This is a genomic window from Bradyrhizobium sp. SZCCHNS3016 (genome assembly GCF_032484535.1).
Taxonomy (GTDB): domain Bacteria; phylum Pseudomonadota; class Alphaproteobacteria; order Rhizobiales; family Xanthobacteraceae; genus Bradyrhizobium.
Genome location: NZ_JAUETE010000027.1, coordinates 36,196 through 48,804, shown reverse-complemented (window position 1 = coordinate 48,804; position 12,609 = coordinate 36,196). Strand labels below are relative to the sequence as shown.

Sequence of the window (12,609 nt, the reverse complement as noted above, 5' to 3'; positions counted from 1 at the left end):
GGCGCTTGACGAGCTGCTGTCACGAATGAAAACACTTGGTGTTGCGACCACCGCTTGAGCCCGCCCCCGGCCTTCCCTGCGCGATGGTCTTCACGCTTATACGCAGTCTGCCTGGTGCGCCGGGCTTGTTGGCCACCATGCGCGATGATGCGCTTTCGCGCACCACCGCGGGGACACCAGCATCGGGGTGTCAGCACGCTGCGACTTCACGTCCGCGCCGAGCCGTTCGTCCGCGCGTCCATAAGGACACACTGCGGCTCCATCGCGGCCATCGCTCCCCGCCTCGCGTGTCGTGACGATCGCGCGCAACGCCCCATCCGGCTGAGACGGGATGGCGGCACTAAAGCACAATTTCCGTAAAAACGAAAGAACAATTTCTGGAATGACGAATTTTTTTCGCAGTGACCGCGATGGCCGCCGCCTGCTCTGCGGAAATTTCAGCCAGGGTTCCCCAACCAGGCACCGTGGCACGACGGTGGTTGAAGAGACCATCGGACACCGCGGCTCACGCGAATCTTCTCGACCCGTGCTTCGCCGTCGGATTCCGGCCCCGGACTCGCCGAGCGGGCGGAGAGTCACCGTCGCGACCGGCCCGGTCCGTCATATTTCCATAAAATTCAATGCCTTAACCAGTTATCCCCAAGCCGCTGTACAACCTATTGGATTCCTAATAGAGTCTAAAAAGTTACTTTTCTGTACACCGGTTACGGACTAGCTTTTAGGCATGGCGACGGAAAAAGCCGAAACTGACCGCATCCCCGTAACCCTAGCCCTGGCAACCATCGGCTATCTCGAAAAGCTCGTGAAACAGGGAACCCACGGCACCAGCGTTCCGGGTGTCTGCAGAACGTTGATTGAAGAAGGCATCCGGCTCGCCATCAAGGATGGGCTGCTGTCGATTCGCGACAACGGACGGGCGTAAGCTAGGGACACGCAACGCGGACAACAGTTTTCGGTGCAGCCGTCGGCCAGGACGATCCAGGACGGATCAAACTTGGAAGCGACAACAATGCCCGCCGAACGACAGACACTCCCCACCTGGACCGAGGAACGGCTCCAGGCCCTGAAGCAGCACTTTGAGGCCGGGCTGACCTGCCGAGAGATTGCCGCCGAGCTCGGCGTCAGCCGCAACGCCGTGATCGGCAAGATCTCCCGCCTGGCGCTGACGCGCGACAATGGCGGCGATTCCAGGCGCGTGGTCCGCGCCGAGACGACACGCGATGGCGCACGCCGTCCCGTGCCAAAGCTGCGCCGCCGCATCCTGCGCGCGGTGCAGAACGACCCGCCGCCTGTGATCGTCGAGGAGCCGGTCGGCACCGTCGTGAATGGCTGCTCGCTGTTCGAGCTCTCCAAGGAACGCTGCCGCTGGCCGATCTCGACGCCCGGCGCGGATGATTTCTGCTTCTGCGGGTCGAAGCCGATCGAGGGCTTGCCGTATTGCCCCAGCCATACGCGAATGGCGTATCGGGTGGCGTCGTCGCGGTAATGAGGGCGGCGTAGCAAAGATCCTACGGGCCTAATGGCTTTCACGCTTTGCCTAGTCTCCGCATTTTGCGGGGACGGCGCGGCGGCCTCGTCTCCCCTCCCCGCAAGGGGGAGGGGAGCTCACCGTCTCGGGGCGAGAGATCCCGTCCCAACTACACCAATGGACCTGCCCTATCCCAGCTTCCACCCGGCCTCCTGCGCGAAGCGCTGGAAGAACTCGGGCTCGTAGGCCTGCTCCGGCGACTGGCGGACGCGCAGGTCCAGCAGCTTGGCGTCCTCGCCGACCAGAATCCGCCACTGCTCGGCCTTGACGCCGTCGAGGATGATCTTGGCCGCCTGTGCCGCCGTGGTCGGCGCGTCCTCGAGGAAGCTGCGGGCGCGCTCGCGGGCGGCAGCCTGGATGTCGGCGTCGCTCATCGCGGCGACGTCGATGCCCATGCCCTGCATGCGCTGGCGAGCCAGGACGATCTCGGTCTCGCTGAGCTCGTCCGACTCCGTGCCGCTCTGCACCTTGCGCGAGTTGGAGACGATCGAGGTGCCGATATGGCCGGGCATCACCACGGAGCATTTGATGTGCGGCGCGTTGAGGCGGAGGTCGTTGATCAGCGCTTCCGTAAAACCCTTCACCGCGAACTTCGCGGCGCTGTAGGCGGTGTGCGAGACGCCCATGCCGACCGAGGCCCAGAAGCCGTTGACGCTCGAGGTGTTGACGATATGCGCCTCGTCCGCCTTCAGCAGCATCGGCAGGAAGGTGCGGACGCCGAGATAGACGCCGCCCCAGCAGATGTTGAAGGTGCGCTCCCACTGCTCGCGGCTGTTGGTGAACAGGCTGCCGCCGCCGCCGATGCCGGCATTGTTGAACAGCAGATGGATCTTGTCGGTGGCCTGCTGCTCGGCGAGCTCGTCGCGAAAGCGTTGGAGCTGCGCTTCGATCGAGACGTCGGCGACATGGGTGGTGACGCGCAGGCCCTGCGGCAACTTCTCGGCCTCGCACAGCCGCTTGGTCTCGGCCATCGCCTCGACCGAGACGTCGCACATCGCGACGTTGCAGCCCTCGGCCACGAGCTGGCGGGCAAGCTCGCGGCCCATACCCGTGCCGCCTCCGGTGATCACGGCGATCCTGCCGGCGAAATCCTTCATCAGATGCTCTTCCTTCCCTGCTGCGGGCGCAGCCCTGCCGCCCGGCCACTTCCTCGTTCTCTTCGCGGAACGCGTCCCGAGCTTAGGTCGTTTCGCGGGCCTGACCAGAGGGGATGTCGGGGATTTGCGTTGCAGCGCATGCAACGAAGATTTCAGCTTGGGGTTGAACCTTCTCGAGGGGCGTCCGACTTATCCCACGGGGAGGCAGGCTCGAGGAGGTTCGCATGGCGTACCAACAGGGGCACTGGCAGGAGGAAGGCTGGCGCGACACGATGGTCGATCCCGCGGGATCGGACGACGGCGCCTATGTGACGGGCTGGACGATCAGCGGGCTCGCTGTGATCGGCACCATCGTCGCGGTCTGGCTGCTCGGGATCTGAGACCCCAGACAGTCTGCAGCAGATATGAAAAGGGCTCGCCCACCGGCGAACAGCCTGCGGAGGACGATTGCGCCACCGCTCCTCCTCATCGCGACATTCGTTCTGCCTCGCTTTGAGCTGGCCGGCCGCCGCCGCGCCGCAGCCTCCGGCTCGCGGGCACGGTTGGCGCCGGTCCCACGCGGCCGAACTCGTTGCATACAATTGAAGTCGATTGATTATTTTATAGGCTGAAACCAGGCAAGGAATTCGTCTGCCTAAGCTGCAATCATCTGCAAACTGGCGCCATTTCAACGACTTGGTGCGCCTGCCTGCCCGCGCGCCGCTGGCACAAAGCTTGCGATCACTCCCTTTCGAGGCTCCGCCGTGCCGGTGAAGCCGTGATGACAGCGCGGGCGGATCGACCCGCCGAGGGAGCTCACCAATGGACTTTGGCAGGATTTCACGACGGCATCTGTTGCAGGGTGGTGCAGCGCTGACGCTCGGCGCAGCCGCCGGCCTGCGGCCGGCCTTCGCAGCGGAGACGACGATCGGCTTCATCTATGTCGGCTCGCGCGACGACTACGGCTACAACCAGGCGCATGCGCAAGGCGCGGCGGCGCTGAAGAAGCTGCCTGGGCTGAAGGTGATCGAAGAGGAGAAGGTGCCGGAGACCGACGCGGTCGAGAAGACGATCGAGTCGATGATCAATCTCGACGGCGCCACCCTGCTCTTCCCGACCTCGTTCGGCTACTACAATCCGCACATGATCAAGATGGCCGCGAAGTACCCGAAGCTGCGCTTCGAGCACTGCGGCGGCCTGTGGAGCGAGAAGGACCCGAAGAACGCCGGCTCCTATTTCGGCTATATCGACGAGGCGCAATACATCGCCGGCATCGTCGCCGGTTATACGAGCAAGAGCGGCAAGCTCGGCTTCGTCGCGGCCAAGCCGATCCCGCAGGTCCTGCGCAACATCAACGCCTTCACGCTCGGCGCGCAGCTCGCGAACCCGAAGGCCACCACGCAGGTGATCTTCACCGGCGACTGGTCGATGCCGGTCAAGGAGGCCGAGGCCACCAACAGCCTGATCGACCAGGGCGTGGACGTCCTGACCTGCCATGTCGACGGTCCCAAGACGATGGTGGAGAATGCCGCGCGCCGCGGCGCCTTCGTCACCGGCTATCACGTCAACCAGTCGCCACTGGCGCCCAAGGCGTATCTGACCGGCGCGGAATGGAATTGGGAAGCGCTGTATCCGAAATTCGTCAAGATGCTCCAGGCTGGCGAGAGCATCCCGAACTTCTATCGCGGCGGCCTCAAGGAAGAGGTCGTCAAGATCTCGCCCTATGGCGAGGCGGTGTCGGAAGCCGCGCGCAAGCACGCCGACGAGATCAAGGCGAAATTCCTCGGTGAGGGCTACACCATCTTCAAGGGCCCGATCAAGGACAACAAGGGCAACACCGTGATCACCGCCGGCACCGAGCGCGGCCAGAAGGATCCTGAGCTCGAGAAGATGGACTACCTGGTCGAGGGCGTGATCGGAGCCACGTCGTGACATCAGAGGCGGCCGATCCGGTTGATGCGGCCGCCATCGCGCCGGCCGCCGAGGCAGGTTTCCTGCAACGTTACGGCGGGAGCATCGAGTACATATTGATCCCGGGCGCGGCGCTTGTCGCCGCGCTCATCGTGTTCGGCATCTTCGTCGCGCTGTTCGGCAAGAACCCGCTCGATCTCTACTGGTACATGTATTACGGCGCCTTCGGCACCTGGTTCTCCTGGCAGAACACGCTGACGCGGGCAGCTCCCTTGATCCTGACGGCGCTGTGCACCGCCCTGCCCGCGCAATTGGGCATGGTGATCATCGGCGGCGAAGGCGCGCTGCTGATCGGCGCGCTGTCGGCGTCCTCGGCGGCCCTGGCGCTGCAGGGCATGCCGCCGCTCGTGGTGCAGATCGCGATGGTGATCGCCGGCATGACCGGCGGCGGTTTGTGGATCCTGCTGTCCGGGGCCTTGCGGCAGTATCGCGGTGTCAACGAGACGATCTCGAGCCTGCTGCTGGTCTACATCGCGCTCGCGATCCTCAATCATCTCGTCGAAGGTGCGATGCGCGATCCGGCGAGCCTCAACAAGCCGTCGACGCGTGAGATCGGCGCGGCCAACATGATCGGCAGCATTCCCGGCACCGACGTGCATTGGGGCCTGGTGTTCGGCCTGATCACCGCCATCGCGGCCTATGTGCTGATCTACCACACCACCTTCGGCTTTGCCGCGCGCGTCGCCGGCGGCAACATCCGCGCCGCCAAGATCGTCGGTCTGTCGGTCGGCAAATTGATCCTCACCGTCTGCTTCCTCGCCGGCGCCTGCGCCGGGCTGGCCGGCATGGTCGAGGTCGCCGCCGTGCAGGGCCGCACCAACGCCAATCTCGCCGTCGGCTACGGCTTCACCGGCATCCTGGTCGCGTTCCTGGCGCGGCAGAATCCGCTCGCCATCATTCCGGTCGCGATCCTGCTCGGCGGCATCAATGCGTCGGGCGGACTGCTGCAGCGCCGGCTCGGCCTGCCCGACGCCTCGGTGCTGGTGCTGCAGGGCATCATCTTCATCTCGGTGCTGGCGAGCGACGCGCTTTACGGCCGCATCGGTTTCCTCAAAGGAAAGTCCTGATCCATGGCTGACGGCAATATCGGGCTCTGGACCGTGCCGCTCGCGGTGCTCGGCGGCGCCATCCGCGTCTCCACGCCCTTCCTGTTCGTGAGCCTCGGCGAATGCATCACCGAGCGCTCCGGCCGCATCAATCTCGGCCTCGAGAGCACCCTGGTGATGGGCGCAATGAGCGCCTACGGCATCTCCTATCTCACGGGATCGCCTTGGGCAGGCGTGCTCGCCGCCGGCCTCACCGGCGCGCTGCTCGGCGCGCTCCACGCCGGCATCTGCTCGCTGCCGCGCGTCAACGACGTCGCGGTAGGAATCTCGCTGATGCTGTTCGGCACCGGCCTCGCCTTCTTCCTCGGCAAGCCGCTGATCGAGCCCACCGCCGCGCGGCTGCCGGCGATCGATTTCGGCTGGTGGAGCGACGTGGCGCAGGTTCGCGCCGCGCTGCGCATCAACGTGCTGTTCCTGCTTGGCGTGGCACTCGCGCCGTTGCTGCTGTGGGCATTCAAGACCACGCGCTGGGGCCTCCTGATCCGCACTGCCGGCGAGAGCGCCGACGCGGCGCGGGCGATGGGCCATTCGGTCCTGATGATCCGCCTGCGCGCCACGATGGCCGGGGGATTCCTCGCCGGCATCGGCGGCTCGTTCCTGTCGCTGTTCTATCCCGGCAGCTGGAACGAGGGCCTGTCTTCGGGACAAGGCATCACCGCGGTGGCGCTCGTGATCTTCGCGCGCTGGGACCCGATGCTGTGCCTGTGGGCCTCGCTCGCGTTCGGCGGTGCCGCAGCGCTGGGACCGGCGCTGCAGTCCGTCGGCGTCACCTCCGGCTATCATTTGTTCAACGCCGCGCCCTACATCCTGACGCTTCTCATCATGATCATCACCTGCTCCCCGAAGCGCACCCTCAGCGGCGCGCCGGCCGAATTGTCCATCACGCGGTAATGAGAGCCAGCAATGCTGAAGATGTTGGAGCGGACAATCTTGCTGCGGCCATCCTTCGAGACGGCCGCCTGCGGCGGCCTCCTCAGGATGAGGACTGTTTACTCGGCGCGACTCCAAATCCTCATGGTGAGGAGCGTCGCATTTGCGACGCGTCTCGAACCATGAGGCCCGTGACGTTGCCGCCATGCGACGTACCGATGGCCTCGAACTTCATTGGAGACCACATATGACCGCGCGCACCATCCGCTCCGAGCCCTATGCCTGGCCCTATAACGGCGATCTCAGGCCACACAACACCGCGCTGATCGTGATCGACATGCAGACCGATTTCTGCGGCGTCGGCGGCTATGTCGACAAGATGGGCTATGACCTCTCCTTGACCCGCGCCCCCATCGAGCCGATCAAGACGGTGCTCACGGTGATGCGCGCGCAGGGCTTCTGCATCATCCACACCCGCGAGGGCCACCGCACTGATCTGTCAGATCTGCCGGCGAATAAGCGTTGGCGCTCGCAACGGATCGGCGCAGGGATCGGCGACCCCGGCCCCTGCGGCCGCATCCTGGTGCGCGGCGAGCCGGGCTGGGAGATCATTCCCGAGCTGGCGCCGCTGCCCGGCGAGATCGTCATCGACAAGCCCGGCAAGGGCTCGTTCTGTGCGACCGATCTGGAGCTGATCCTGCGCCTGAAGGGCATCCAGAACATCGTGCTGACCGGCATCACGACCGACGTCTGCGTCCACACCACGATGCGCGAGGCCAACGACCGCGGCTTCGAATGCGTGCTGCTGTCGGACTGCTGCGGCGCCACCGACAAGGGCAATCACGACCACGCGCTGAAGATGATCAAGATGCAGGGCGGCGTGTTCGGCGCAGTCGCGACATCGTCGGCGCTGATCGAGGCGCTGTCGTGATCGGCGACGATCCGACGCCTGCGGGGGCATTCGGGGTCGAAGCGATCGCGATGACGATGCGCTTCGGCGCGTTCACCGCGCTCGACAATGTCGAGCTGAAGGTCAAGCCCGGCTCGTTCCACGCGCTGCTCGGCGAGAACGGCGCCGGCAAGTCGACGCTGGTCAAATGCATCATGGGCTATTACCGCCCGACCGAGGGCGACGTCCTGATCGGCGAGCGCGAGCGCGCGATCAGCAACCCCAGGGACGCCCACGCGCTCGGCCTCGGCATGGTCTACCAGCACTTCACGCTGGTCCCTGCGATGACCGTCGCGGAGAACCTGGTGCTGGCGCGTGACGACGTACCGGCGGTGGTCAACTGGGCCAAGGAGACGAAGGAGCTGGAGGCCTTCTTGGCGCGCATGCCGTTCCGCGTGCCGCTCGACGCCCAAGTCTCGGACATCTCCGCCGGCGAGCGGCAGAAATGCGAGATCCTCAAGCAGCTCTATCTGAAGCGGCGCTTCCTGATCCTGGACGAGCCGACCTCGGTGCTGACGCCGGGCGAGGCAGATGAAGTCTTGGGCATGCTGCGCAAGATGGTCGAGGCCGGCGAGCTGACCATCCTGATGATCACCCACAAATTCCGCGAGGTGATGGCGTTCGCCGACGAGGTCACGATCCTCCGCCGCGGCAAGCTCGCCGGCCGCGGCAAGGTCTCCGAGCTCACGCCCGACGATATGGCGCGGATGATGATCGGCGCCGAGCAGCTCACCGTTCAGCCGGCGCGCTCCGGCGAGGCCGGCGTGGTCAGGCTGGAGGTCGAGAAGCTGGTGGCGCGCGACGATGCCGGCGGAGTGGCCGTGCATGATCTGTCGCTGACCGTGCGCGCCGGCGAGATCGTCGGCATCGCCGGCGTCTCCGGCAACGGTCAGCGCCAGCTGGTCGAGGTGCTCGCCGGCCAGCGTGAGGCCGAGAGCGGCGCTGTCCGTGTCTCCGGCCAATCCTATTCCGCGAGCCGCGAGGAGATGCGACGCCACAAGATGTCGCTGCTGCCCGAGGAGCCGCTGAAGAACGCCTGCGTCGGCGGCATGAGCGTCGCCGACAACATCGCGCTGCGCGAGTTCGACCGCGCTCCGTTCGCCCGCGGTGGCTGGTGGCTGAACAAGTCCGCTTTCCGAAAGGATGCGACCGCCAAGATCAACCGCTACAAGATCAAGACCCGCACGCCGGATACGCCGATCTCGGCACTGTCCGGCGGCAACGTGCAGCGCGCCGTCCTAGCGCGCGAGCTCGGCCACGACGTCGAAGTGCTGATCGCCGCCAATCCGTGCTTCGGCCTCGACTTCGCGGCGGTGGCGCAGATCCATGCCGAGATCATGGCCGCCCGCAACCGCGGCGCCGCGGTGCTGCTGGTCAGCGAGGATCTCGACGAGCTGCTCGAACTCTCCGACCGCCTGGTCGTGATTTTCCACGGCCAGCCCGTCTACGAGACCCGCGTCGGCGAAGCCGACCTGACCGAGATCGGCCGCCACATGGCGGGACATTGAGCCGCACGCGGATAAACGACCTCAACGTGTTGACGACTAATTCATCCCGCCGCGGTAACATGACCCTCGGCGGGTTCTTATTCGGCTTTTGATACGCCGCGCCTGCCGGCATTTTCGTTATTGTGTTTCAAACCCTTGATAGCAGGTCGATCTCATGAAGGCCTATTTCATCGGCGGCGGCATCGGCTCGCTCTCGGGCGCAGCATTCATGATCCGCGACGGCGGCATCCCCGGTCAGGACATCACCATTTTCGAGAAGCGCCTGCCCTATGGCGGCAGCCTCGACGGCACCAGGCTTGCCGACGGCTCCTACTCCATGCGCGGCGGACGCATGCTGACGACCGAACAATACGAATGCACCTGGGACCTGCTGTCGACGATTCCCAGCTACTCACGGCCCGAGGAGAACATCCTCGGCGAAACCGTCGCCTTCAACGAGCTCCACGTCACGCACGCGCAGGCGCGGCTGGTCGATGCCAACCGGCACAAGGTCGACGTCTCCACCATGGGATTCTCGATGCAGGATCGCATCGAGCTGACGAGGCTCACGGAGACTTCCGAGGACAAGCTCGGCAATTCGCTGATCTCGGACTGGCTGTCGCCGCCGTTCTTCACCACCAATTTCTGGTACATGTGGCAGACGACCTTCGCCTTCCAGACCTGGCACAGCGCCGTCGAGTTCAGGCGCTATCTGCGGCGCTTCATGAACGAATTCCCGATGATGAATACGCTCGGTGGCGTCAAGCGGACCGTCTACAACCAGTATGACTCGATCGTGCTGCCGCTGGTGCGCTGGCTCGAGGGTCGCGGCGTCAACTTCGTCGGCGGCGCCGACGTCGAGGACATCGAGATCGTCACCACGGACGGCCGCCACCGCGCGAGCCGGCTCGTGCTCAATCAGGACGGCGCACGCCGCAGCATCGATCTCGCGAGCGACGATCTCGTGTTCTACACCGCGGGCTCGATGACCGACGCGACCAGCCTCGGCAGCCATGACAGCCCGCCGAAGCCGCTCACCAAAGCCGACAGCCATGGCTGGACCTTGTGGGAGAAGCTCGCGGCCGGCCGGCCCGAGTTCGGCAATCCCGCCGTGTTCAACGCGTGCATTCCGGAGTCGAGCTTCGAATCCTTCACGGTGACCTGCCGCAATCCACGTTTCTTCGACGCGATGCAGGCCTTCAGCGGCAACGTCGCCGGCACCGGCGGCCTCGTGACCTTCACCGACTCGAACTGGCGCATGTCGATCGTGCTCTATACCCAGCCGTACTTTCCGAACCAGCCTGACGACATCCAGATCTTCTGGGGCTACGGCCTGTTTCCCGATCGCGTCGGCAATTTCGTGCCCAGGCCGATGTCCGAGTGCAGCGGCGCCGAGATCCTGAAAGAACTATGCGGGCACCTGCGCTTTCCGCTCTCGGTGTTCGCCGACGCGAGCTGCGTGCCATGCTGGATGCCGTACATCATGAGCATGTTCATGCCGCGCAGCTATGGCGACCGGCCGCTGCCGGTGCCGCTCACCTCGCAGAATCTCGCCTTCATCGGCCAATATGTCGAGCTGCCCGAAGACGCCGTTTTCACGATCGAATATTCGGTGCGCGCGGCCATGCATGCGGTCTATCAGCTCTTGAAGATCGACCGTGCCATTCCGCCGGTCACGCCGTATGACAAATCGCTGAAGGTTTTGCTGCAATCGGTGGTGAAATCATTCGCATGAGGGACCACGCGAGATCGTGATCACCGCGCGCCGCGGCGGTTGACCTGGATCAGTTCCGCGAGGGAACACAGCGGCTAAGCCCCGGATCGTAACAGACGATCCGGGTGAACCATCATGAAGGCGTATTTCATCGGCAGCGGCATCGGCGCATTGGCCGGCGCGGCATTCCTGATCCGTGACGGCGGCGTCGCGGGACGCGACATCATTATCTACGAGAAACATCTGCCCTATGGCGGCAGTCTCGATGGCGCGCGGCTGCCCGACGGTTCCTATTCGCTGCGCGGCGGCCGCATGCTGACGACCGATCACTACGAATGCACGTGGGACCTGCTCTCCACCATCCCCAATGCCGGCGATCCCGGCCGCACCGTGCGCGACGAGACGCTCGCCTTCAACGAGGCCCATGTCGCGCATTCGCAGGCGCGCCTCGTCGATCGCAACCGGCACAAGGTCGACGTCTCCACCATGGGCTTTACGATGCAGGATCGGCTCGAGCTCGTCAGGCTGACCGAGGCCTCCGAGGACAAGCTCGGCAACTCCCGCATCACCGACTGGCTGTCGCCGCCGTTCTTCACCACGAATTTCTGGTTCATGTGGCAGACGACGTTCGCATTCCAGCCCTGGCACAGCGCGGTCGAGTTCAAGCGCTATCTGCATCGCTTCATGAACGAGTTTCCGCGCATCGAGACGCTGGCCGGCGTCAAGCGCACCGTGTTCAATCAGTACGACGCGATCGTGGTGCCGCTCGTCAAATGGCTGGAGGGCCATGACGTGAATTTCGCCGGCGGCGTCGATGTCACCGACATCGAGATCGCGACGGAAGCCGGCAAGCACGTCGTCAAGCGCTTGACCCTCGATCGCAACGGCAAGCCGGAGACGGTCGTGGTAGCAACCGACGATCTGGTCTTCCTGCAAAACGGCTCGATGACGGATGCGACCAGCCTGGGCACGCAGGATGCGCCGCCGCCGCGGCTCACCAAGCAGGACAGCCAGGGCTGGACGCTGTGGGAGAAGATCGCAAGGGGACGCCCGGAGTTCGGCAATCCCGCCGCGTTCAACTCATCGATCCCCGAATCCTGCTGGGAGTCCTTCACCGTCACCTGCCGCAATCCGCGCTTCTTCGACGCGATGGAAGCGTTCACCGGCAATGTCGCCGGCACCGGCGGGCTCGTTACCTTCACCGAGTCCAACTGGCTGATGTCGGTCGTGCTGTATCACCAGCCGCATTTCGCCGGCCAGCCTGCGGACGTGCAGGTGTTCTGGGGCTACGCGCTGCATCCCGACCGCATCGGCAATTTCGTGCCGAAGGCGATGGCCGATTGCCGCGGCGCCGACATCCTCAAGGAACTGTGCGGCCATCTCAACTTCGACCTTTCGGTGTTCGACAAAGCGACCTGCGTGCCCTGCCGCCTGCCCTACATCACCAGCATGTTCATGCCGCGCAACACCAGCGACCGCCCGCTGCCGGTGCCGGCGAATTCGAAGAATCTCGCCTTCGTCAGCCAGTTCGTCGAGATTCCCGACGACGTCGTGTTCACCGTGGAATATTCGGTGCGCGCGGCGCAGATGGCGGTCTATCAGCTGCTCGGCATCACCCGGGCGATTCCGCCGATCACCCGCCACGACAAGTCATTCCGCGTGCTGATCGAGACGGTGGAAAAGGCCTTCGCATAGCGCCTTGGCTCTTCGCATCCGCAAAAACGCGCGCCCGGATCAAGCTCGATCCGGGCGCTTTATATCTCGCGAGGCAGAGTGCGCCTCTATGCTTGCGTGAGCTATCAGTAGCCGAGCAGTGCGAGACCGACCCAGCTGACGGCAAACAACGACACCACCGAGGTTGCAGCGGCGAAAACGGACAGCGACACTTTCAAAGTCCTGAGGACCATA

Annotated in this window: 11 protein-coding genes; 10 read left to right on the top strand and 1 reads right to left on the bottom strand. The window is 64.7% G+C overall.

The window, feature by feature from the left end; all coding sequences use genetic code 11:
* The first annotated feature begins 724 nt into the window (after positions 1-724).
* Positions 725-922, top strand: coding sequence for a hypothetical protein (locus QW881_RS31600; RefSeq protein ID WP_006614936.1), 198 nt, complete (start codon positions 725-727; stop codon positions 920-922).
* Positions 923-1,009: 87 nt separating this feature from the next.
* Positions 1,010-1,486: a GcrA family cell cycle regulator gene (locus tag QW881_RS31595; protein WP_315740196.1), complete on the top strand. Its 477-nt coding sequence runs from the start codon at positions 1,010-1,012 to the stop codon at positions 1,484-1,486.
* Positions 1,487-1,656: 170 nt separating this feature from the next.
* On the opposite strand, the gene QW881_RS31590 is transcribed toward QW881_RS31595, so the two are convergent.
* Complete coding sequence (locus QW881_RS31590; RefSeq protein ID WP_315758550.1) at positions 1,657-2,625, bottom strand: SDR family NAD(P)-dependent oxidoreductase; 969 nt, start codon at positions 2,623-2,625, stop codon at positions 1,657-1,659.
* A 224-nt stretch (positions 2,626-2,849) separates the two neighbouring features.
* On the opposite strand from QW881_RS31590, the gene QW881_RS31585 reads away from it, so the two are divergent.
* From QW881_RS31585 to QW881_RS31550, 8 genes are all read left to right on the top strand, one after another.
* Entirely contained in the window at positions 2,850-3,005 is a 156-nt protein-coding gene (locus tag QW881_RS31585; RefSeq protein ID WP_315740199.1) for a hypothetical protein, read from the top strand.
* A gap of 421 nt (positions 3,006-3,426) precedes the next feature.
* On the top strand, positions 3,427-4,536 hold the full coding sequence (locus tag QW881_RS31580; RefSeq protein WP_315758551.1) for a BMP family ABC transporter substrate-binding protein: 1,110 nt from the start codon (positions 3,427-3,429) through the stop codon (positions 4,534-4,536).
* Positions 4,533-5,642 (top strand): ABC transporter permease, encoded by a 1,110-nt coding sequence (locus QW881_RS31575; protein WP_315758552.1) that lies wholly within the window; start codon positions 4,533-4,535, stop codon positions 5,640-5,642. The genes QW881_RS31580 and QW881_RS31575 overlap by 4 nt, the downstream gene beginning before the upstream one ends.
* 3 nt (positions 5,643-5,645) lie before the next feature.
* Positions 5,646-6,572 (top strand): ABC transporter permease, encoded by a 927-nt coding sequence (locus QW881_RS31570; protein ID WP_315758553.1) that lies wholly within the window; start codon positions 5,646-5,648, stop codon positions 6,570-6,572.
* Between the two features lie 226 nt (positions 6,573-6,798).
* Entirely contained in the window at positions 6,799-7,482 is a 684-nt protein-coding gene (locus tag QW881_RS31565) for an isochorismatase family cysteine hydrolase (protein WP_315758554.1), read from the top strand.
* Positions 7,483-7,532: 50 nt separating this feature from the next.
* Positions 7,533-9,008 carry an ABC transporter ATP-binding protein gene (locus tag QW881_RS31560; protein WP_315758631.1) on the top strand — a complete coding sequence of 492 codons (1,476 nt, stop codon included), beginning with the start codon at positions 7,533-7,535 and terminating at the stop codon, positions 9,006-9,008.
* A gap of 154 nt (positions 9,009-9,162) precedes the next feature.
* Entirely contained in the window at positions 9,163-10,722 is a 1,560-nt protein-coding gene (locus QW881_RS31555; protein WP_315758555.1) for an oleate hydratase, read from the top strand.
* A gap of 114 nt (positions 10,723-10,836) precedes the next feature.
* Positions 10,837-12,396, top strand: coding sequence for an oleate hydratase (locus QW881_RS31550; protein WP_315758556.1), 1,560 nt, complete (start codon positions 10,837-10,839; stop codon positions 12,394-12,396).
* The last annotated feature ends 213 nt before the right edge of the window (positions 12,397-12,609 follow it).

Excerpts from the sequence above, each read along its gene's own strand:
- QW881_RS31600 (WP_006614936.1), top strand. The coding sequence starts at position 725 with ATGGCGACGGAAAAAGCCGAAACTGACCGCATCCCCGTAACCCTAGCC.
- QW881_RS31595 (WP_315740196.1), top strand. The coding sequence starts at position 1,010 with ATGCCCGCCGAACGACAGACACTCCCCACCTGGACCGAGGAACGGCTC.
- QW881_RS31590 (WP_315758550.1), bottom strand. The coding sequence starts at position 2,625 with ATGAAGGATTTCGCCGGCAGGATCGCCGTGATCACCGGAGGCGGCACG.
- QW881_RS31585 (WP_315740199.1), top strand. The coding sequence starts at position 2,850 with ATGGCGTACCAACAGGGGCACTGGCAGGAGGAAGGCTGGCGCGACACG.
- QW881_RS31580 (WP_315758551.1), top strand. The coding sequence starts at position 3,427 with ATGGACTTTGGCAGGATTTCACGACGGCATCTGTTGCAGGGTGGTGCA.
- QW881_RS31570 (WP_315758553.1), top strand. The coding sequence starts at position 5,646 with ATGGCTGACGGCAATATCGGGCTCTGGACCGTGCCGCTCGCGGTGCTC.
- QW881_RS31565 (WP_315758554.1), top strand. The coding sequence starts at position 6,799 with ATGACCGCGCGCACCATCCGCTCCGAGCCCTATGCCTGGCCCTATAAC.
- QW881_RS31560 (WP_315758631.1), top strand. The coding sequence starts at position 7,533 with ATGACGATGCGCTTCGGCGCGTTCACCGCGCTCGACAATGTCGAGCTG.
- QW881_RS31555 (WP_315758555.1), top strand. The coding sequence starts at position 9,163 with ATGAAGGCCTATTTCATCGGCGGCGGCATCGGCTCGCTCTCGGGCGCA.
- QW881_RS31550 (WP_315758556.1), top strand. The coding sequence starts at position 10,837 with ATGAAGGCGTATTTCATCGGCAGCGGCATCGGCGCATTGGCCGGCGCG.